This window comes from Kocuria sp. LHG3120 (assembly GCF_049897445.1).
Taxonomy (GTDB): domain Bacteria; phylum Actinomycetota; class Actinomycetes; order Actinomycetales; family Micrococcaceae; genus Kocuria; species Kocuria rosea.
The window spans coordinates 320,391-342,038 of record NZ_JAFCWG010000003.1; the positions used below are offsets into that span (position 1 = coordinate 320,391).

The 21,648-nt window shown below is 74.3% G+C and carries 12 protein-coding genes; 9 read left to right on the forward strand and 3 right to left on the reverse strand.

Features of this window, described 5'->3' with window-relative positions; genetic code table 11:
• Positions 1 to 122 precede the first annotated feature (122 nt).
• Positions 123 to 845, forward strand: coding sequence for a sirohydrochlorin chelatase (locus tag ACP7CD_RS08400; protein WP_426119953.1), 723 nt, complete (start codon positions 123 to 125; stop codon positions 843 to 845).
• A 153-nt stretch (positions 846 to 998) separates the two neighbouring features.
• Here ACP7CD_RS08400 and ACP7CD_RS08405 read toward each other — a convergent pair whose 3' ends face one another.
• Positions 999 to 2,498: an amino acid permease gene (locus ACP7CD_RS08405; protein WP_426119955.1), complete on the reverse strand. Its 1,500-nt coding sequence runs from the start codon at positions 2,496 to 2,498 to the stop codon at positions 999 to 1,001.
• A 155-nt stretch (positions 2,499 to 2,653) separates the two neighbouring features.
• Here ACP7CD_RS08405 and ACP7CD_RS08410 point away from each other — a divergent pair, with 155 nt between their 5' ends.
• The 7 genes from ACP7CD_RS08410 to ACP7CD_RS08440 all read left to right on the forward strand — a co-directional run bounded on the left by ACP7CD_RS08410 (position 2,654) and on the right by ACP7CD_RS08440 (position 16,236).
• On the forward strand, positions 2,654 to 3,694 hold the full coding sequence (locus ACP7CD_RS08410; protein ID WP_426119957.1) for a hypothetical protein: 1,041 nt from the start codon (positions 2,654 to 2,656) through the stop codon (positions 3,692 to 3,694).
• A gap of 432 nt (positions 3,695 to 4,126) precedes the next feature.
• A complete protein-coding gene (locus tag ACP7CD_RS08415; protein WP_426120030.1) occupies positions 4,127 to 8,110 on the forward strand; it encodes a Pls/PosA family non-ribosomal peptide synthetase in 3,984 nt (1,327 codons plus the stop codon).
• Complete coding sequence (locus tag ACP7CD_RS08420; protein WP_176338115.1) at positions 8,100 to 9,320, forward strand: heparan-alpha-glucosaminide N-acetyltransferase domain-containing protein; 1,221 nt, start codon at positions 8,100 to 8,102, stop codon at positions 9,318 to 9,320. The genes ACP7CD_RS08415 and ACP7CD_RS08420 overlap by 11 nt, the downstream gene beginning before the upstream one ends.
• Positions 9,321 to 9,637: 317 nt before the next feature.
• Positions 9,638 to 11,047: an MFS transporter gene (locus ACP7CD_RS08425; protein ID WP_426119960.1), complete on the forward strand. Its 1,410-nt coding sequence runs from the start codon at positions 9,638 to 9,640 to the stop codon at positions 11,045 to 11,047.
• 47 nt (positions 11,048 to 11,094) lie between these two features.
• Positions 11,095 to 13,248, forward strand: coding sequence for a molybdopterin oxidoreductase family protein (locus ACP7CD_RS08430; RefSeq protein WP_426119962.1), 2,154 nt, complete (start codon positions 11,095 to 11,097; stop codon positions 13,246 to 13,248).
• Positions 13,245 to 14,846, forward strand: a complete 1,602-nt coding sequence (locus ACP7CD_RS08435; RefSeq protein ID WP_426119964.1) for an FAD-dependent oxidoreductase — start codon at positions 13,245 to 13,247, stop codon at positions 14,844 to 14,846. Before ACP7CD_RS08430 ends, ACP7CD_RS08435 begins: the two co-directional genes overlap by 4 nt.
• Before the next feature lie 166 nt (positions 14,847 to 15,012).
• Positions 15,013 to 16,236 (forward strand): heparan-alpha-glucosaminide N-acetyltransferase domain-containing protein, encoded by a 1,224-nt coding sequence (locus ACP7CD_RS08440; RefSeq protein WP_426119966.1) that lies wholly within the window; start codon positions 15,013 to 15,015, stop codon positions 16,234 to 16,236.
• Here the strand turns inward: ACP7CD_RS08440 and ACP7CD_RS08445 are convergent.
• On the reverse strand, positions 16,218 to 17,360 hold the full coding sequence (locus ACP7CD_RS08445; RefSeq protein WP_426119968.1) for a uroporphyrinogen-III synthase: 1,143 nt from the start codon (positions 17,358 to 17,360) through the stop codon (positions 16,218 to 16,220). The genes ACP7CD_RS08440 and ACP7CD_RS08445 overlap by 19 nt on opposite strands.
• A gap of 279 nt (positions 17,361 to 17,639) precedes the next feature.
• Here ACP7CD_RS08445 and ACP7CD_RS08450 point away from each other — a divergent pair, with 279 nt between their 5' ends.
• Positions 17,640 to 18,830 carry a heparan-alpha-glucosaminide N-acetyltransferase domain-containing protein gene (locus ACP7CD_RS08450; protein ID WP_426119970.1) on the forward strand — a complete coding sequence of 397 codons (1,191 nt, stop codon included), beginning with the start codon at positions 17,640 to 17,642 and terminating at the stop codon, positions 18,828 to 18,830.
• Between the two features lie 82 nt (positions 18,831 to 18,912).
• Here the strand turns inward: ACP7CD_RS08450 and nirB are convergent, their stop codons facing one another.
• Complete coding sequence (gene nirB / locus ACP7CD_RS08455) at positions 18,913 to 21,531, reverse strand: nitrite reductase large subunit NirB (protein WP_426119972.1); 2,619 nt, start codon at positions 21,529 to 21,531, stop codon at positions 18,913 to 18,915.
• Between the last annotated feature and the right edge of the window lie 117 nt (positions 21,532 to 21,648).

Sequence of the window (21,648 nt, forward strand, 5' to 3'; positions counted from 1 at the left end):
GGGGGTCGTGGCGGGCCGGCCGCCACTACCAGGATGCGGCACGCGTGTTACAGCACGGTTGCCCCCGTGACGCCGCGTGACGCCGGCGACCGCCGCGGGCCGTCTTTCGTAGGCTGGGATCCATGACGACCTCCGACGCCCCCGTCCTGCTCGCCTGCGCCCACGGCACCAGCTCCCCGTCCGGGCGCACCGCCGTGCAGCGCCTCGTGGACGCCGTCGCCGCCGAGCTGCCGGACGTCGAGGTGGTGCCCACGTGGGTGGACGTGCAGACCCCCGACCTGGCCGAGCGCACCGAGCAGTACGCCGGGCGCCCCGCGGTGGTGGTGCCGCTGCTGCTCTCCGCCGGCTATCACGTCTACGTGGACGTGGCCGAGGCGGTCGCCGCCGACGACCTCCACCGGGTCTCGGCCGCCCTGGGCCCGGACCGGGCGCTCGCCCGGCTGCTCGCCCGGCGGGTGCACGAGGCCTGCACGGCCGCCGGGGCCCCGCTGGGGGAGCACGACTCCGTGGTGCTGGCCACCGCCGGGTCTTCCGACCGACGCGCGGTGATGGACTGCGCCGCGGTGGCGGACCTGCTGGCAGAGGAGCTGGAGCGGCCCGTGACCGTGTCCTACCTGGCCGCCGCCTGTCCGCGCGTGGCCGAGGCGGTGTCCGGCGCCCGGGCCGGCCTGGCGGACGGGGGTCGCGTCGTCGTCGCCAACTACCTGCTGGCGCCCGGCTACTTCCTGGACCTCTCCCGGAAGGCCGGCGCGGACGTGGACACCGAGCCGCTGGCCGTGCCGGAGGGAGAGGTTCCCGCCGAGCTGGTGGACGTGGTGGTCTCCCGCTACCGCTCGGTGGCCTGAGCCCTCAGCTCGCCTGCCGAAACGTCGAGTCCCCAGTCCCGTCGCAGATCCCCAGATTAAGTTTGGGGAACTGCCACAGCACTGGGGACTCGGCGGAAGTGCGGCCCGGAGTGTGGGGGCTCGGCGGGGCGAGTGGCGGAAGTGGGCCGGTGGTCAGTCGCGGGGGCGGGTGAGGTCGGCGTCCTCGTAGCGGACCATCTTGGAGCCGGTGACCAGCTTGTGCCCGAACCACAGGGCCAGGAACAGCGGCAGGCCGATGTAGGCGGTCAGGGCGGCCATGAGGTCCATGTCGCCGATGAAGGCCTGGTAGTTCTGCCCGAGGATCACCACGGCGCACAGCACGAGCGCCACCAGGGGCCCGAGCGGGAAGAACCGTGCCCGGTAGGGGAGGTCGGCCAGGTCGTGGCCCTGGACGGTGTACGCCTTGCGGAAGCGGTAGTGGCTCCACGCGATGCCCATCCACACGATGAACCCGGCCAGCCCCGAGGCGCTGACCAGCCACACGTAGGCGTCACCGTCCCCGATGAAGGTGGTGAGGAAGGACGCCCCACCCACCAGGGTGGTGGCGATCAGCGCGTTCATGGGCACGCCGCGGCGGTTCACCTTGGCGAGGAAGCGCGGGGCCTTGCCGCTGTCGGCCAGCGCCCAGAGCATGCGGGTGGAGGCGTAGAGCCCGGAGTTGCCGGCGGAGAGGATGGCGGTGAGGATCACCGCGTTCATCACCGAGGCCGCCGCCAGGACGCCCGCGTTCTGGAAGACCAGGGTGAACGGGGAGATGGAGATGTCCTCGACGCCATTGGTGAGCAGGTTGGGGCTGGTGTAGGGGATGAGGAAGCCGATCACGGTGATCGCGCCCACGTAGAAGAGCAGGATGCGCACGAACACGGTGCGGATGGCGCGCGGGACGTTCTTCTCGGGGTTCTCCGCCTCGCCGGCGGCCACGCCCACGAGCTCGGTGCCCTGGAAGGAGAAGCCGGCCACCATGAAGATCGCCAGGATGCCGAGGCCGCCGCCCACGAAGGGCGCCTCCCCGGTGGTCCAGTTCTCGAAGCCGGGCGACTCCCCGCCCAGGATGCCGACGATCATGAGGATGCCGAGCCCCAGGAAGAGCACGATCGTGACGACCTTGACGAGGGAGAACCAGAACTCGCTCTCGCCGTAGGCCCGGGCGCTGAGCGCGTTGAGGGCGAACAGGATGGCCAGGAAGGACCCGGACCAGATCCAGGAGGGCGAGTCGGGGAACCAGTAGCGCATGATCAGCGCGGCGGCCACGAGCTCGGCGGCCACGGTGATCGCCCAGTTGTACCAGTAGTTCCAGCCGATGGCGAAGCCGAAGGACGGGCTCACGAAGCGGGTCGAGTACTCCTCGAAGGCGCCCGAGACCGGCAGGTAGGTGGCCATCTCGCCGAGGCTCTGCATCAGCAGGAAGACCATGAAGCCGATGACCACGTAGGCCAGGAGCGCCCCTCCCGGCCCGGCGGTGGCGATGGTGTTGCCCGAGGCCACGAACAGGCCGGTGCCGATGGCGCCGCCCATCGCGATCATGGTCAGGTGGCGGGGCTTGAGGCTGCGGCGCAGCCTGTCCTGGGCCGGCGGCTGCTCCTGGATCTCAGGAGCGCTCTGCTCGGCCTGCGAGCGTGCGGTGATGGTCACGCGGAATCTTCTCCTCTGCTGCGGTGGACGGACCACGGAAGGAGGAAGTGGGGGGCGCCGTCCCCCCGAACGGTCCTGGCCGATTATGGGGGAACGATTGCAAAACCGAAATTCGGCGGGAAGCCGCCGGTCGTGCTTCCGCCTAGGATGGACGGGTGAAAACGCATCCGGATCCGGGCCAGGCCGCGCCGCGCCGCGGATCCCGCCCGATCGTGGATGTGGCCATTCTCACCGGCGCCCTCCTGGCCCTGGTCGCCGCGACGCTCGCCGCCCGGTGGGCGTGGACGACGGCCCCGGGGCCGGACGAGCAGGTCTCCTGCGCCCCCTACGGCCTCGAGGACGTGAGCACCGCCCCGCGCGGCGGAGCCCGCCCGCTCAGCACCGGCCCGGTGCTCTCCGGCGGACTGCGCTGGGCGGAGGGGACCGCGGACCGGCTCGACGTGCCCTTCGAGCACGACGGCACGACCAGCAGCTACCACGTCTTCGCCGACGGCATCGACTGGAGCGAGCCCGTGGGCGTGGTCTTCCGCCTGCACGGGGACGGGGCCTACGAGTACGAGCACCCGGGGCACAAGGTCTCCTGCCTCGCGGAGGTGGCGCGCTCGCACAACGCGGTGCTCGTGGCCCCCCGCACCCCGGACCGGCAGGGCGAGCCCACCTGGTGGGAGGATCTCGACGGCAACGCCGAGTGGTTCCTGGCCCTGGCCGAGCAGCGGATCTTCGCCGAGTACGACCTCGACCGCTCCCGCACGTGGCTGCACGGCTACTCCGGGGGCGCCGAGTTCATCAGCTACGAGCTGCTGGCCGACCGCGCGGACTTCCTGCAGGGCGGCGGCGCGGTGCTCTCCGGCGGCGGCGGGGCGCCGTCCACCGGGACCTCGGAGCCGACTCAGGAGCAGCTCGAGCAGCTCGTCCTGCACTGGGACGTAGGCCTCGAGGACGACGGCACGGACCCCTACGCCCCGTTCGACGCGCTCTCCGCGGCGGCCGCCGGGCACGCCTGGTACGAGGACACCGGCTGGGCGCGGACCAGCGTGCGCTACCGCGAGGGCGTGGACCACTTCGAGCTGCCCGAGGCCCGGGTGCTCGACGCCGCGATGACCGCCGGGGAGACCCCGGAAGAGCGCTCGGCGGAGCTCTCGCCCGCCCCCTCGGCAGAGCCACCGAGGGGGGCCGCGGCAGGCGGACGTGACTGATCTCTCGTCGTCGTCCCAGGTCAGTGCGAGATCGGCGGAATGGCGCGGCGCAGTGGCCGAGGCGGGGGCTCCGGGACGGCGCCGCGACACCCCGTTCGGCTTGCATATGCAATAGCACCGACCGTACGGTGCAGTAAGCAAAGCTGGCAGGGGAGCCGGCTCAGGGGGAAGGCCGATGCGGGGGCATCACGGCCGAACACACACTCTCGGCACCGCGCTGATCCGGCGCGCGTGCCCCCGGGGTGCCTTCCGTCCGGTCCGTCCGGTCCCTGGGCCCGTCCTTCCTGTCGGCACCGGCCGCTGTGCAGATCCGCAGCGGCAGTGAAGTCGATGGGGGATTCAATGACAGTGCGCCCGACCACGCGCAGCAGCTCGACCCGCCAGGGAGGCGGTCGGCACCTGCTCGAGGACCGCTACCCGGAGCAGGACCCGATGGAGGACGGCGAGGTCCTCGACCGCGCCCTGCACACGCAGCCCATGCCGCAGGTCCCGGGCCGCGCCGTCTTCCCCGTCTCGCCCGCGCCGGCCCCGCGCACGCTCGTGGACATCGTCATGGACACCGTCTCGCGCCACCCGGACGCGGTGGCCCTCGACGACGGGACCACCGTGCTCAGCTACGCCGAGTTCCTCGAGCGCGTCGAGGCCCAGGCCCAGCGCCTGTGGGACCTCGACATCGGCCGCGGGGACCGCGTGGGCATCCGCGTCCCCTCCGGGACCGTGGACCTCTACGTGGCCGTCCTCGGCACGATCTTCGCCGGCGCCGCCTACGTCCCGGTCGACTTCGACGACCCGGACGAGCGGGCGAACACGGTCTGGGAGGAGGCCTCGGTGTGCGCCGTCTACGGCGCGGACCTGTCCCTCCGGCCCCGCACCGGCGTCCGCGCGGGCGCGGACTGCCAGCAGCCCGGCACGGGCGACGACGCCTGGATCATCTTCACCTCCGGGTCCACCGGCAAGCCCAAGGGCGTGGCGATCAGCCACCTCTCGGCCGCCGCCCTCGTGGACGCCGAGGCCGAGCTCTACCTGCCCCGGCGCCCCCTGGGCCCGGGCGACCGCGTGATGGCGGGGCTCTCCGTGGCCTTCGACGCCTCGTGCGAGGAGATGTGGCTGGCCTGGCGCTCCGGCGCCGCCCTGGTCCCCGCCCCCCGCGCCGTGGTGCGCTCGGGCACCGACCTCGGCCCGTGGCTGGTCGAGCGGGACATCACCGCCGTCTCCACGGTGCCGACGCTCGCGTCGATGTGGCCGGCCGAGGCGCTGAGCCGCATCCGCCTGCTCATCTTCGGCGGGGAGGCGTGCCCGAACGAGCTCGCCGCCCGCCTGGTTCACCCCGGCCGCGAGGTCTGGAACACCTACGGCCCCACCGAGGCCACGGTCATCGCGACCGGCGCCGTGCTCACCGGCGAGCCGCCGGTGCGCATCGGTCTGCCGCTGCCCGGGTGGGAGCTGGCGATCGTCGACACCTCCGGCAACCCCGTCCGGTGGGGCGAGGAGGGCGAGCTGATCATCGGCGGCGTGGGCCTGGGCCGCTACCTGGACCCCGCCAAGGACGCCGAGAAGTTCGCGCCCATGGACACCCTGGGCTGGGAGCGGGCCTACCGCTCCGGGGACCTCGTGCGCGCCGACCCCGAGGGCATCGTCTTCGTGGGCCGCGCCGACGACCAGGTCAAGATCTCCGGCCGGCGCGTGGAGATGGGCGAGATCGACGAGCAGATGTCGCGGCTGCCCGGCGTGCAGGCCGGCGCCGCCGCCGTGCACACCACCCCGGCCGGCAACCAGGTCCTCGTGGGCTACCTCGTGGCCGAGGCCCCGGGCTCGGTGGACCTCGCCGACGCCCGCCGCCTGCTCGCCGACCGGCTGCCGGGCCAGATGGTGCCCGCGCTGACCCTGATGGACGAGCTGCCCCTGAAGACCTCCGGCAAGGTGGACCGCAAGGCCCTGCCCTGGCCGCTGCCCTCCGCCGGCGCCGCCGCGGAGGCCTCACAGATCGACGCCGAGCTCGAGTGGCTCGCCGCCCTGTGGGCCGACCAGCTCGGCCCCCTGCCCATCGACGAGGACAGCGACTTCTTCGTCCTCGGCGGCACGTCCGTGGCGGTGGCCAAGCTCGTCTCCGAGATCCGCCGCACCTACCCGGACGCCGCGATCGCCGAGATCTACCGGCACCCCACGCTCGCCGGGATGCACGAGTACCTGACCACGCTGGCGCCCGTCGACGTCGTCGCCCAGGACGCCGCGCGCGAGCGCCGGGTGACGGACGTCCCCCGCTGGAACGGCCTCGTGCAGATCCCCTTCCTCACGGCCCTCTACGCCGTCTCGGGGCTGCGCTACGTCGTCGGCGCCACGATCGTCGTGTGGCTGCTCTTCAACGTGCTCGGTGCGGGCTGGGTCCCGAACCCGCCGCTGCTGCCCCTGGCTCTCGGCTGGCTCGTGCTCTTCGCCCTGCCCGGCCGGCTGGTGCTCACCGCGCTGTTCATCCGGCTGCTGACCTTCCGGCTGCGCCCCGGCGCGCACGCCCGCGGCTCCTGGACCCACCTGCGGGTCTGGATGGCCGAGCGGGTGCTGATCTTCAACAAGTTCGAGCCCCTCATGGGCGCCCCCGTGATGGTGCTGCTCTTCCGGCTGCTCGGCAACCGGGTGGGCCGCCACGCCCACCTCGACACGATGCCCCCCGTCAGCGGCATGGCCCGCATCGGCGACGGCGCCGCCATCGAGCACGAGGTGGACCTGTCCGGCTACTGGCTCGAGGGCGACGTCTTCCACCTCGGCGGCGTGACCGTGGGCGAGAACGCCCGGGTCGGCACCCGCACGCTCCTGAGCCCGGGCGCCGTCGTCGAGGCCGGTGCGGAGGTCGACCCCGGCTCCCACGTCACCGGCACCGTCCCCGCCGGCCGCCTGCAGGGCGGCTCCCCGCTCGTGGACCTCGGCCCCGCCGGGGAGTCCTGGCTCGAGTGGGCCCCCGGCCGCAGCAACCGGTTCCTCACCGGGCTGCTGTACGCCCTGGGTCTCGGCACGGTCGGCATCCTGCCCGTGCTGGCTGTGGTCCCCGGCGCGCTGATCGTCTTCACCCAGGTACGCGGGCTCGAGCTCTACGAGCTCGTCTTCCCCGTCATGGCCCTGTGGGTGCCCGTCTTCGCCGTGCTCACGGTCCTCGTCTACCTCGCCCTGCTCGTGCTGATCGTGCGCGCGCTCGCCCTGCTGATCCGTCCCGGCCACCACGCCGCCGACGGCACCGTGGGCTGGGCCGTGTGGCTCACGGGCGTGCTGCTGCAGAAGAGCCTCGTCTCCACCTACCCGGTCTACGCCTCCATCGCCACGCCGTTCTTCCTGCGGCTGCTGGGCGCCCGGGTGGGCAACCAGGTGGAGATCTCCACCGTGGAGACCCTGCCGCACCTCACCACCTTCGAGTCCGGCTCCTTCATGGCCGACCACTCGATGGTCAGCTCCGCCCGGACCGGCTTCGGCTGGATCCACGTGGGCCCCTCGACCGTGGGCGAGCGCTCCTTCGTGGGCAACTCCGCGATCGTGGGCCCGGACCGGGACGTCCCCGAGGACTCCCTGGTCGCCGTGCTCTCCTCCGCCCCGGCCGACGCCGAGCGCGGCACCTCCTGGCTGGGCCGGCTGCCCGAGCCGATCAGCCGCGTCACCGACACCGCGGACGAGGCCGTCACCTACCGGCCCCGCCGGCGCCTGGTCGTGGCCCGCACGCTCGTCGAGTCGCTGCGCGCCGTGCCCTTCATGGTCACCGCGTGGATCGACCTCGCGATCGTCTTCGTGCTCACCACCGTGTACATGCGGGCCGGGGGAGGCCTCGACGGCATCGTCTCGGCGCTGCTGTGGGCCACGCCCGTGGTGCTCGCCGCCGGTGTGCTGGCCGCCCTCGTCCCCGTGCTGGTCAAGTGGGCCCTGATGGGCCGCTTCCGCGAGGGCGAGCGCCCGCTGTTCAGCTCCTTCGTGTGGCGCAACGAGCTCGCCGACACCTTCGCGGAGTCCCTGGCCGTACCCGGCCTGATCCGGCTGGCCGTCGGCTCCCCGGTGTTCAACGCCTGGGCCCGGCTCATGGGCGCGAAGATCGAGCGCGGCGTGTGGTGCGAGACCTGGTGGCTGCCCGAGTTCGACCTGGTGCACCTGGGCCGCGGCGTGTCCGTCAACCGCGGGACCGTGCTCCAGACCCACCTGTTCCACGACCGCATCATGCGGCTGCAGCCGGTGTCGATGGAGGCGGGCTCCACCCTGGGGCCCAACAGCTTCGTCCTGCCCGGCAGCACCGTGGAGGCCGGCGCCACGGTGGGCCCCGGCTCCCTGGTCATGGCCCAGGAGACCGTGCCCGCCGGCAGCACCTGGGGCGGCAACCCGATCCGCCCGCTGCACGCCGAGGCCCTCGAGGCCGCGCCCGCCGGAGGTGTCACCCGTGAGCGCTGAGCACGCGGCCGCCACGCGCGGCGGGGGCACCGCGGTGCTCAACGTCCCCGGCGCCTCCGGGCGGCGCACCCGGCGGCGGCTGGTCGGCGTGGACGCCGCCCGGGGCTTCGCCCTGCTGGGGATGGTCGCCGTGCACACCCTGCCCGTCTGGGACGCGGAGAACGAGCGCGCCTCCCTGGCCTGGTCCCTGTTCGCCGGGCACTCGGCCGCCCTCTTCGCGACCCTCGCCGGCGTGAGCCTCGCCTTCCTCTCCGGGGGCCGCACCCCGCACACGGGCCGGCGGCTGGCCGGGGACCGGGCGGGACTGGTGGGCCGCGCCGCGGTGATCGCCCTCGTCGGGTTCCTCGTGGGCTTCGTGGCCCTGCCGGTGGACAACATCCTCATCTACTACGGGATGTTCTTCCTGCTCGCCATCCCGTTCCTGGGCCTGCGCATCCGGCACCTGCTGATCAGCGCGGCGGCGTTCACCGTGCTGGCCCCGTTCCTGATGCAGTGGGCCGTGGACGTCCTGCCCGCCCATGTGTACGGCAATCCCACCCTGTGGAACCTGGTCACCGACCCGGTCACCGTGCTCTCCCAGCTGCTGCTGACCGGCACCTACCCGGCGCTGCCGTACATGGCCTACCTGTGCGCGGGGATCGCCCTGGGCCGGATGAACCTCACCAGCCGGCGGGTGCAGCTGTGGCTCGTGGGCGCCGGCGCGGCGCTGGCCCTGCTCTCCTGGACGGTGTCCATGGGGGCGCTGCTGGCCCTCGGCGTCTACGACCGGATCTGGGAGGCCACCCCGTGGCTGACCGAGCAGCAGATCGACGAGATCCTCGTCTTCGGCCCGGACCCGTCCCTGCCGACCACCACGCTGTGGTGGCTCATGGTGCCCGCCCCGCACAGCAACACGCCCGTGGCGCTGCTCCTGAGCCTCGGCATGGCCGCGTTCGCGCTCGGGGCGTTCCTGCTCCTGGCCCGGCTGATCGGCAAGGCGCTCACGCCGCTGGCGGCCGCCGGGTCCATGACGTTCACGCTCTACACCCTGCACCTGCTGTTCCTCGGCACCGGGGTCTACGACCTGCACCCGGGGTTCTGGTTCTGGATGCAGGTGGCCGTGTTCGGCCTCCTGGCCGTCGCGTGGCAGCGCGCCGTGGGCCAGGGGCCGCTCGAAAAGCTGGTGGCCCGCACCTCGAAGCGCATCGCCGGGAGCGTCGCCGCCCGCTGACCCGCAGCCAGCGACCCTGGCCCCGCGGCCCCGGCCGTGACCGTCGAGTCCCCCAGGTGCTCGCAAATCCCCCCGTCCGATCCGGGGGGATTGCGAGCACCTGGGGGACTCGCTGCATGAGGGCGTCGGCGAGGGGGGACTCGGCGCGGCCCGGGAAGCAGAGGGCCGGGGACCTCACACGGGCGTCCCGGCGCTGTGAGTGGAAGTGCATCGAGGCGTTACTCCCGCCGTCGGGGACCGAAACACGGGGTTCGTAGCGTGGGAGCACCGCACGCCGCCGCCGCCGTGCTCCGCCCCGCTCGCCCAGGAGGTCACCCGTGAGCTCAGAACTGCATCCCGACCCGGCCACCACGGCAACCGGCACCCCGGCGCCCCCGCCGCTCGCCCTGCGCGAGCGGCCCGGCCGCTGGCTGGACGGCTACCGCCCCGAGGACCCCGAGTTCTGGGAGTCCGCCGGCCGGCCGATCGCGCGCACCAATCTCAAATGGTCCATCTTCGCGGAGTTCCTCGGCTTCGCCGTCTGGCAGCTGTGGGCCATCACGGTGATCTACCTGCCGGCGGCGGGCTTCGCCTTCAGCGACTCCCAGATCTTCTGGCTGATCTCCATCCCGTCCCTGGTGGGCGCCACGCTGCGCATCCCCTACACGTTCATGGTGGGCCGGTTCGGCGGCCGGAACTGGACCATCGTCTCGGCCCTGCTGCTGCTGGTCCCCACGGTGGGCCTGGCCCTGGCTGTCGGCAACCCGGAGACGCCGTTCGCGGTCATGCTGCTCCTGGCGGCCACGGCCGGCTTCGGCGGCGGCAACTTCGCCTCCTCGATGGCCAACATCACCTACTTCTACCCCGTGCGGGAGAAGGGGTGGGCGCTGGGGCTCAACGCCGCCGGCGGCAACCTCGGCACGGCCGTGGCCCAGCTGCTCGTCCCCATCGCGGTCACCGTCCTCGCGGCCGGGGCGCTGGACCTCCCGCTCGCCGGGTGGATCTGGGTGCCGTTCATCCTGCTCGCGGCGTGGGGCGCCCGCAAGCACATGCACAACCTCTCCCACGCCAGGGGGGACGTGGCGGGGTCCCTGGCCACGGTCCGGGAGCCGCACTTCTGGATCATGTCCTTCCTCTACGTGGGCACCTTCGGCTCCTTCATCGGCTTCTCCAGCGTGTTCCCCAAGCTGATCGCCGACACCTTCCCGGAGTTCTCGTCCTTCGGCGTGGGCGCCGCGGCGCTGTCCCTGGCGTTCCTCGGCCCCCTGGTCGGCTCGGTCTCCCGCCCCTACGGCGGCCGGCTCGCGGACCGCTTCGGCGGCGCCCCCATGACGGTCGCCGTGTTCGCCGTGATGGCGCTGCTCGCGCTCGCCGTGGTGCTCACCCTGCCGCTGGCCAACTTCTGGCTGTTCCTCGGCCTGTTCCTGCTGCTGTTCACCGCGGCGGGCATGGGCAACGGCTCCACCTACCGGATGATCCCCTCGATCTACCGGGTGCTGGGACTGCGGCAGCAGCAGGACGCGGCGGTCTCCACCGAGCGCAAGGCCTCGGCCGCCCTCGGGCTGATCGGTGCGGTCGGCGCGTACGGCGGCTTCCTGATCCCGCAGGCGCTGAACCTCTCGAACAGCACCACCGGGGCCTACAGCGCGGCGTTCTACGGCTTCGTGGCCTTCTACGTGGTGGCGCTCGCGGTCACCTGGTGCTGCTACCTCCGCCGGGGCACGGAGATGGGCGACAGCCACATCTGAGCCCGCAGCCCCGCCCCGTCCCGCCGACCCCAGGAGGAACCGCCCGCATGAGCACCACGGCCACCCACTGCCCGTACTGCGCCCTCCAGTGCGCCATGACCCTGGACACCGGTTCGGCGGCCGCCGCGGCGCAGGGCTACCCGGAGGTCGCCGCCCGGCAGTTCCCCACCAACCGGGGCGGGATGTGCCGGAAGGGCTGGACGTCGGCGGAGCTACTCGCCGACCCCGCACGGCTCACCGCACCGCTGCTGCGCGGGGCGGACGGCGTCTTCCAGGAGGTGTCCTGGGCCGCGGCCCTGGACCGGATGGCCGCGGAGCTCCGGGCCGCCCAGGAGCGGCACGGCCGGGACGGGGTGGGGATCTTCGGCGGCGGGTCGCTGACCAACGAGAAGGCCTACCAGCTGGGGAAGTTCGCGCGGGTGGCCCTGCGGACCTCGCGGATCGACTACAACGGCCGGTTCTGCATGTCCTCCGCCGCGGCCGCCGCCAACCGGTCGCTGGGGATGGACCGGGGCCTGCCGTTCCCCGTGACCGACCTCGACGACGCCCACACCGTCCTGCTGCTGGGCACGAACCCCGCCGAGACCATGCCCCCGTTCGTCCAGCACCTGCAGCACGCCCGCCAGCACGGGGGCCTCGTCGTCGTCGACCCCCGCCGTTCCGCCACGGCCCGGATGACCGACGACGACGGCGGACTGCACCTGCAGCCCACCCCCGGCTCCGACCTCGTGCTGCTGCTGGGGCTGGCCCACGTGGTCCTGCACGAGGGCCTCGCCGACCGGGAGTACCTCGAGCGGCGCACCACCGGCTCGGAGGCCTTCACGACGAGCGTCAGCGCGTGGTGGCCCGAGCGGGTCGAGCAGGTCACCGGCGTCCCGGCGGAGCGGATCCGCCGGGCCGCCCGCCTGCTGGCCCGGGCACGGAAGGGGACCTACGTGCTGACCGGGCGCGGGGTGGAGCAGCACGTCGACGGCACCGACACCGCGACCGCCGCGATCAACCTGGCCCTGCTCCTCGGCCTGCCCGGGCGCGAGGGCTCCGGCTGGGGCACCCTCACCGGGCAGGGCAACGGGCAGGGCGGCCGGGAGCACGGCCAGAAGGCCGACCAGCTGCCCGGCTACCGCAGCATCTCGGACCCCGCCGCCCGCGCGCACGTGGCCGGGGTGTGGGGCGTGGACCCCGCCGGGCTGCCCGGCCCCGGGATCCCGGCCGCGGAGATGCTGACCACCCTCGGCACCACCGGCGGCGTCCGCTGCCTGTGGGTCAACGGCTCCAACGTGGTGATCGGCGCCCCGGACACCGACGCCGTGGTCCGCGGGCTGCAGGCCCTGGACTTCCTGGTGGTCTGCGACTTCTTCTTCTCCGAGACCGCCGAGTTCGCCGACCTCGTCCTGCCGGTGCTGCAGTGGGCCGAGGAGGAGGGCACCATGACGAACCTCGAGGGCCGGGTGCTGCGCCGCCGCCGCGCGCTCGACCCGCCGCCCGGGGCGCGGGACGAGCTGTGGATCATGGCCGAGCTCGCCCGGCGGCTCGAGGCCCCCGGCACGTTCAGCCCCGACCCGGAGGAGGTGTTCGAGGAGCTGCGCCGGGCCTCGGCCGGCGGGAAGGCCGACTACTCGGGGATCGGCTGGGCCGCCCTGGACGCGGGCGAGGCCTGCTGGTGGCCGCACCCCGCCGGGGCGTCCGCGGGCACGCCGCGGGTCTTCCTCGACCGCTTCGGCCACCCGGACGGACGGGCCGTGCTCGTCCCGGTCCGCCCGCGCGCCGCCGGCCGGGCCGTGGACACCAGCCCGCGCGGGCACCGGCGGGAGCCGCTGCACACCGCGGGGACCCTCACGCTGACCACCGGCCGCTGGCTGGAGCACTACCAGTCCGGCAACCAGACCCGCCGCGTGCCCTCGCTGCACGCGGCCCGGCCCGAGTCGATGATGCAGATCCATCCCGCGACCGCCGCCGCCCACGGGATCCGCGACGGCGCGGCGGTGGAGCTGACCAGCGCCCGCGGCCGGGCCGTGGCCCGCGCCGAGCTGAGCACCGACATCCGCCCGGACACGGTGTTCCTGCCCTTCCACTACGCCGGGACCCAGACCGCCAACCGGCTCGTCTCCTCGACGGCCGTGGACCCGGTCTCGGCCATGCCCGAGTTCAAGGCCGGCTCCGTGACCGTCCGGGCGATCGACGCCGAGGAGACGACCCGATGACCGTGCACCGCCCCACCCGTGCCCACGGCACCCCGATGCGGCCCGGCGAGCACGTCGTCGTCATCGGCTTCGGCCCCGTGGCCGCCCGCTTCGTCGACGACGTCGCCGACCTCGCCGCCGCGGGCACGATCCGCCTCACCGTGATCGGCGGGGAGACCGACCCCGCCTACAACCGGGTGCTCGTGGGCGAGCACGCCATGGGCCGTGCGGAGCGCGCCACGATGGCCCTGGCCGCCCCCGAGCTCCTGGCCCGCTCCGGGATCGACGTCCTGCTCGGCACGCAGGTCACCCGGATCGACCGCTCCCGGCGGGTCCTGCGGCTCACCGACGGGCCGACGGGGGAGACCCGGGAGCTCGGCTACGACCGCCTGGTCCTGGCCACCGGGGCCCGCCCGAACCTGCCCGTGCTGCGCGGGATCAACCCGGACCCCGGCGCCTACGAGCACCTGCCCGCCGGGGTCACGGCGCTGCGCGACCTGTGCGACGCCCGGGCCGTGCGCGCCGTCGTCGAACGGCGGGGCCGCGTGGTGGTCCTGGGCGGCGGCGTGCTCGGGCTCGAGGCCGCGCTCGCGGCGCGCGAGGCCGGGTGCCCGGTCACCGTGGTCCACCACGCGGCGTGGGTGCTGACCCGCTCCCTCGACGCCCCCGGCGGCGCGCTGCTGGGCCGCGCGCTCGCCGAGGCCGGCGTGGAGGTGGTCTCCGGCGCCCAGGCGCGCGAGGTCTGCCTCGACGAGGACCGGTCCTTCCGGGGGCTCGTGCTCGAGGACGGCCGGACCCTGCCGGGCGAGCTGCTGCTGCTGTCGATCGGCGTCACGGCGCGCACGGAGCTCGCCGAGGGCGCCGGGCTGCGCACGGCCCGCGGGATCGTGGTCAACCACGAGCTCGAGGCCGACGTGGAGCAGCGGGTCTTCGCGGTGGGGGACTGCGCCGAGATCCTGTGCAGGGACCCGTCCTGCCGGGTCTGCCCCGGCCGGGACGGCATGGGCCCGTCCGGCCTGATCGGTCCCGGCTGGCGGCAGGCCGAGTGGCTGGCCGCCCGGATCCGCGCCGAGCTGGACGCCGTGGCCGAGGGCGGGACGGCCGTGCTCGCCCCTCTCACCACCGGTCCCGCCGGCGCGGTGCGGCTCAAGGCCCACCAGGTGGAGCTCGCCTGCGCCGGGACGGTCGGGGGCCTGCCCTGGGAGCCCCGCCCGGACGGCGGGACCGTGGTGCAGTGGGCGGACGGCTCGGCCGGCAGCTACGCCCAGCTCGTGCTGCGCCCCGACCGCACGCTCGAGGGCTACATCGTGCTCGGCCTGCCCCGCGCCGCCGCCGAGATCGGGCTCCTCCACGACCGCGGCGAGCCCGTGCCCGAGGACCCCGGCGTCCTGCTGCGCCTCGACGGCCCGGACGCCGGGACGCAGCAGGAGACCCGGCTGACGCCCGAGTCCACGGTCTGCCACTGCGCCGGCGTCACGATGGGCCGGATCATCGACGCTGTGGGACAGGGCGCCGCCACCTTCGAGGAGGTCAGCTGCGCCACCCGCGCCTCGACCGGCTGCGGGGGCTGCGCGGACACGGTGCGCCGGCTCGTCGAGGAGCACGCCGCCGCGGTGTGAGCGGGCCCCGCGCCGCGAGAGGGCCACCGCACCGGCGTGTGCTCTCGCACAAGGGTGGACAGCGCCACCGGCCCGTCACGATTGGTCGGGGTGCCCCGGGGTGCGAAGATGGTCGCGCCCGCCGCCCGCCCGCGCGGGCCTGCACCGACGAACAGGACGACCACCCATGAGGGAGCGCCCCACCGAGCACCGGCCCGCGGCGGCCGCGTCCCGCGGCACCGCACCGCGGTCCTCGAGGCGCCTCCCAGGCCTCGACGCCGCCCGCGGGCTGGCGCTCGTGGCCATCATGTGCGTGCACATCCTGCCCGTGTCCTACGCCGCCACGGGCCGGCCCACGGTGACGTGGATCCTGTTCCCCGGCGACTCCCCGGCCCTGTTCGCCCTGCTGGCCGGCACGGGGCTGGCGCTCACCTCCGGCGGGCGCCGCCCGCTCCGAGGCCGCGCGATGACGGCCGCCCGTGCCGGCATCGCGGTGCGCGCGCTGCTGCTGCTGGTCCTCGGGCTGGTCATCGGCCACCTCATGCCGCCGGAGCCCCCGGCCTACAACATCCTGATCTACTTCGCCGCGTACTTCCTGCTCGCCCTGCCCTTCCTGGGGCTCGGTCCGCGGGCCCTGTTCATCGGCGCGGGCGCAGCCCTGGTGGCCGGCCCGCTGCTGCTCCACCTCGCCGGGGACGTGCTGCCGGGCTTCTCCTCCTACAACCCGACCTTCGTCACCCTGGTCACCGAGCCGCTCGCGGTGCTCGGGCAGCTGCTCCTGACGGGGACCTACCCCGCCCTGCCGTACCTGGCCTACCTGCTGGCGGGCCTGGCCATCGGCCGGCTCAACCTCCGCCGCCGCGACGTCCAGGTCCGGCTGGTCGTGGTGGGCACGGTCCTGGCGGTGACCGCGAAGCTGGTCTCGCGGCAGCTGCTCTACGCCGGGGACGTCTACACGAGGCTGCTGTTCAGCGACCCGGACCTCACCGTGGCGCAGCTCGAGAGCCTGCTGACCTACGGCCCCGAGGACACGCTGCCGACGACCTCCCCGTGGTGGCTCGTGCTCACCACCCCGGACGTCAACACCCCGTTCTCCGTGGCGTGGAGCCTCGGGGTGAGCCTGGCCGTCGTCGGGACCTGCCTGCTGCTCGCCCGTCGGCACAGCGCCTGGCTGCTGCCCGTGACGGCCGTGGGCGCGATGAGCCTCACCCTGTACACGGCGCACCTCGTGTTCCTGTCCTTCGAGCTCTTCCACACCGCGCCCCAGCTCTGGCTGATCGCGAGCCTGGTGCTCTCCGTGCTGTTCGCCCTCGCCTGGCAGCGGGCCTTCGGGCGGGGCCCGCTGGAGCGGGCGATGAACGCGGTGGTCCGGCCGGTCCGCCGGGCCGTGGCTCAGGGGTCCAGCCGGTAGCCGCGCTTGATCACGGTGACGACCAGGGGAGCGGGCAGGATCCGGCGCAGCCGGGAGATCACCATCTCCAGGGCGTGCTCTGTCTCCAGGCCCGGCACCGCGGACAGCAGCTGCCCCCGGGACACCACCGCCCCGGGGTGCGCCGCGAGCGCCCGCAGCACCGCGACCTGGGCGTCGGAGAGCGGGACGAACACGCCCTCCAGGGCCGCGCCGGTGCTCATCAGCCGCAGCGTCCCGTGCCGGGTGGGCACCACCAGGGTGCGCTCCTCGACCGTGTGGGTGCACACCGCCCGGACCAGGGCCCCCAGCCGGTAGCGCTCCGGCACGAGCGGCTCCACCCCGACCTCCAGCAGGGGCCCGGCGCACACGGGTCCCACCGCGGCGGCCGTGACGTCCGTGCGCAGGGCGTCCACGAGGTCCTCGAAGCGGCCCATCTCCTGGGCCGTGCTGAACAGGGAGTCCACGGCCGGAGCGGCGGTGAAGGTGAGCACGTCCAGGCGGCGCTCGCACACGTCGCGGATCAGGCCGGGCAGGCGCTCGCCGTCGTCGGCGGAGAGCCACCGGTAGGGGGAGACCGTGTCCACCTGCGCCCCGGCGGCCACGAGCCGCTCCAGCTGGACCTGGTCCGTCAGCCCGTGCAGCTGGACGGCCACGCGGGCGCCGGCCACACCGTCGGCCAGGAGCCGGTCGACCACCGACGAGGTCCGCTCGTCCTCGGAGACCTCCGCGTCCTCGAGCTCCAGGGAGAGCACCTGGCCCCGGGCCTTCGCCCCGCGGGTGAGCACCCGGGCGGCCCGGAAGGCGTCCCGCAGGTCCTCCCCGAGACCCGCGGCGTCCGCGGCCTCGAACCACCGGCGCAGCCCGTAGGCGGTGGTCACCACGATGATCCCGGGCCGGTGGGCGAGCAGCGTGCGCGTGTCCTCGACCACCCGGGTGTCCTCGGCCACGGGGGAGATCATCAGGGCGGGCGCGTGCACCACCTGCGCGCCGCGGCGCTCCAGGGCGGCGATGAAGTCCGTGGCGCGGCGGTGGGCCGTCACGCCGACGCGGAACCCGGTCAGTTCCCCGAGCGCGCCGGGCGCGCCGGAGCCACCGGGTGCGGGGGCGGGGGGTGCGGCGGTCATGCCCCGAGCGTAGGTCGGTCCTGTGACCACGGTGTTACCCCAGGTTTCCGATTCCGCACCGCCTGCCCCACGGACGCGGTGCGGGGAACCGCGGCGTGCCGGACGTCCCGCTGACGTGCACGGTGGGGCCTGCAGACTTCACGGAATCGTGAGGTGTGCGCAACGGGAGCGCCACGTGCGGCAGAGATCCTGGGTCCGGAAAGGTCCCGGAGTGCCGGGACCTCGGATGCGGCTCGGACCCTGGCAGTGCCGGGGCGGGCCCGCGAGGACGGGGGAGTCATGAGGTGGACGTCCGGAACGGAGCGTTTCGCCCCGGCCGCGGCCACGGGCGGGGCCCGCAGGTCCCCGGCGTGGTGGGCGGGCCTCGACGCGGCCCGCGGGCTGGCGCTGATCGGGCTGATGGCGGTGCAGGTCCTGCCCGGCCACCACGCCCCGACCCAGGCACCGGCCTGGCCGCACCTCCTCCTCTCGGAGGCCTCGGCGGCACTGTTCATCCTGCTGGCCGGGGTGGGACTGGCGCTCGGGTCCGGGGGACGGTTCCCGCACCGGGGCAGATGGCTGGTCGCCGATCGGGTGGGGCTGGCCGTGCGGGCGGTGCTGATCGCCGCGGTGGGGCTGGGGCTCGGGGCGCTGATGCCCGGGAACGCCCCGGCCGACAACCTCCTGGTCTGCTGCGGGGTGCTCTTCGTGCTGGCCATCCCGTTCCTGCGCCTGTCCGCGACGGCGCTGTTCGTCTGCGCGGCGGTGCTCTGGATGGTGGGCCCGCTGCTGGTGCAGGGCGTGACGGACGTCCTGCCGGCACCCGCCTCCGCCCACCCCGCGTTCGCCGACGTGCCGGCGGAGCCGGGCGGGACGGTCTCCCGGCTGCTGGTGACCGGAACCTACCCGGCCCTGCCGTACCTGAGCTGTCTGCTGGCCGGGCTGGGGGTGGGGCGGATCAACCTGCGCGACACGGGGATCCAGGTCCGTCTCCTGGCGGTGGGGGTGGGCCTGGTCGTCCTCGCCCGGACCGCCGACCCCTTCGGACCGTACGTCGTCGGCGGTCACGGCCGGGTGCCGACGACCGGCGGGACGGGCGCGGACGAGCTGGCCGAGGTGCTGGTGCGGGGCCCGGACCCGTGGCCCGTCGACGGGGTGTGGGCGATCGCCGCCGGCCTGGGTGTGGCACTGCTGGTGCTGGGGGGCTGTCTGCTGGTCTCCCGCAGGTCCGGGGCGTGGCTGCTGCGGCTGTCGGCCGTGGGGGCGATGGGCCTGAGCGTGTACACCGCCCACCTGGTGGCGCTGTCCGTCGAGGTCCGGTACGACCTCCCCGTCCTCTGGTCCGTCGCCCACCTGGGGGCGGCGGTCCTGCTGGCCGTCGGCTGGCGCCGGGCGCTGAGCCGGGGGCCGTTGGAGCGGGTCCTCGACGCCGTCGGGGACGCCGGCCGCCGTACCGTGCTCGACCGGCACCGCCGGCTCCACCTGACGTGACCTCAGGCGCCGCGGGCCCCTCCGGTCCGGTCCCGACCGGGAGCTCGAGCCGGGCGCATCCCGTCGGCGGTCCGGGGCCGCGTCAGATTCCGGGGGTCGCGGCGCCCTCGCGCACCGGGATGCGCGGACCGGTCAGCAGCACGGGGCCGTCGCCGGCCTCGGCGGCGGCGCGCTCGGCGTCGGTCGCGGGGCGGCGCTGACCGCGCTCGAGCACGTAGTCCTGGGAGTCGTCCGGGGCGGCGTCGTTGACGAAGGAGCGGAAGCGGCGCAGCCGCTCGGGGTCCTTCAGCGTGGCGGCCCACTCGTCCTCGTAGCGGTCCACGTGCTGGGCCATCGCGGCCTCGAGCTCCTCGCCGATGCCCAGGGAGTCCTCGACGACGACGGCGCGCGCGTGGTCGATCCCGCCGTCGAGCTCCTCCTGCCACCGGGCCGTGCGCTGCATCCGGTCCGCGGTGCGGATGTAGTACATGAGGTACCGGTCGATGTACCGGACCAGGGTCTCGTCGTCCAGGCCCTGGGCCAGCAGCTGGGCGTGGGCGGGGTTCGCGCCGCCGTTGCCGCCGGTGTAGAGGTTCCAGCCGTCGGTCGTGGAGATGATGCCCACGTCCTTGCCGCGGGCCTCGGCGCACTCGCGGGCGCAGCCCGAGACGCCCATCTTGAACTTGTGGGGGGAGCGCAGCCCCCGGTAGCGCAGCTCCAGCCGCACGGCCATGCCCACGGAGTCCTGCACCCCGTAGCGGCACCACGTGGAGCCCACGCAGGACTTCACGTTGCGCAGTGCCTTGCCGTAGGCCTGCCCGGACTCGAAGCCGGCGTCCACGAGCTCCCGCCAGATCTCCGGCAGCTGCTCGAGCCGGGCCCCGAACATGTCCACGCGCAGGGCCCCGGTGATCTTGGTGTAGAGCCCGTACCGGCGGGCCACCTCGCCGAGCACGATGAGCTTCTCCGGGGTGATCTCCCCGGCCGGCACGCGCGGGACCACGGAGTACGTGCCGTCCTTCTGCATGTTGGCCAGCGCCCGGTCGTTGGTGTCCTGCAGGGCGCCCCGGCCGGAGTCGAGCACGTACTCGTCCCGCTGGGAGGCGAGCACGGAGGCGACCACGGGCTTGCAGATGTCGCAGCCCAGGCCGGTGCCGAAGCGGGCGACCACCTCGTCCCAGGAAGACAGGTCCAGGGCGCGCACGGCCTCGAAGAGCTCGGCGCGGGAGAGCTCGAAGTGCTCGCACAGCGCCCTGGAGACCTCCACGCCGGCCTTCGCCAGCTCCAGGTCCAGGGTCTTCTTGAGCATCGGGACGCAGGACCCGCACTGCGTGCCGGCCCGGGAGCACTTCTTGAGCTCGCCGATCTCGTGCACGCCGCAGGAGATCTGCTCCCGCACGGCCCCGGTGGTGACGTTGTTGCAGGAGCAGATCACGGCGTCGTCGGGCAGGTCCCCGGCCGGGGCGTCCACGCCGGAGGCGGAGAGGTAGGCGCCGGGCTCGCCGGGCAGCTCCCGGCCCAGCAGCGGGCGCAGGGCGTTGTACGGCTCGGCGTCCCCCACGAACACCCCGCCCAGCAGGGTCCGCGCGTCCTGGGTGACCACGACCTTCTGGTACATCCCGCGGGCGGGGTCCGCGTAGACGACCTCGAGGCAGTCCTCGGTCTCGCCGTAGGCGTCGCCGAAGGACGCCACGTCCACGCCGGAGAGCTTGAGCTTGGTCGCGGTGTCGAAGCCGTCGAACGTGGAGCGCCCGCCGGCCAGCCGGTCGGCGACGATCTCCGCCATGGTGTTCGCGGGGGCCACGAGCCCCAGGCACTCCCCGTTCCAGGAGGCGACCTCGCCGATCGCCCACACGTGCTCCGCGGAGGTGCGGCAGGCCTCGTCGATGACCACGCCGCCGCGCGGGGCCGTCGCGACGCCCGCGTTGAAGGCCAGCCGGTCCCGCGCCCGGATGCCGGTGGCCACGATGACCAGGTCAGCCTCGAGGTCGGCGGAGTCCCGGAACTCGACGGCGCACACCTCGCCGTCGGACTTGCGCAGCCCCACGCCGGAGGGGCGCTCGCCCAGGTGCAGGCGCACGCCGCGCGCGGTGATGAGGGCGTTGAGGGAGCGGCCGGCGCCCTCGTCGAGCTGCGCGTTCATCAGCCACTTGCGGGAGTGCACCACCGTGGCCTCCGCGCCGAGCTCCTGGAGCCCGCCCGCGGCCTCGAGACCCAGCAGACCACCGCCGATGACCACGCCGCGCGGGGCGCGCCCGTAGCGGGCGCGCAGCCGCTCGACCTCGGCGCGGATGGCCGCGACGTCGTCGAGGGTGCGGTAGACGAAGGCGTGGTGGGCGCCGGGGACGTCCAGGCGCGCGGCGTCGGAGCCGGTGGCGAGGACGAGCTCGTCGTAGCCGGTCACCGTCCCGTCCGCCGCGGCGACCGTGCGGGCCGCGGGATCGATCTCCCGGGCCTTCACGCCCTGCCGCAGGTCCACCCGCGGGTCCTGCCACACCGTGCCCCCGCCCAGGGTGAGGTCGACCGCGCCCGCGGGGCCCGTCAGCGCCTTGGACAGCTGGACGCGGTCGTAGGGGACCCACGGCTCGTCGGCGAACACGGTGAGGCGCACGTGGTGGTCCTCCGCGGACAGCACCGCCTCCGCGAAGCGGTGGGCGGCGGGGCCGCCGCCGACCACGACGACGTGCTGGGGGGACTGCGGGGAGAAGGGGGAGCGCGGCACGGGAACCTCCGGGAGCTGGCGGGCGGCTGGGGCGTTGCTCCGACTCTAGGGAGACGGGATTGCCCCGCCGTTGCCCCGCCGTTCCGGTCGCTTTTCGCTTCCCTCACCGGGGCCCCG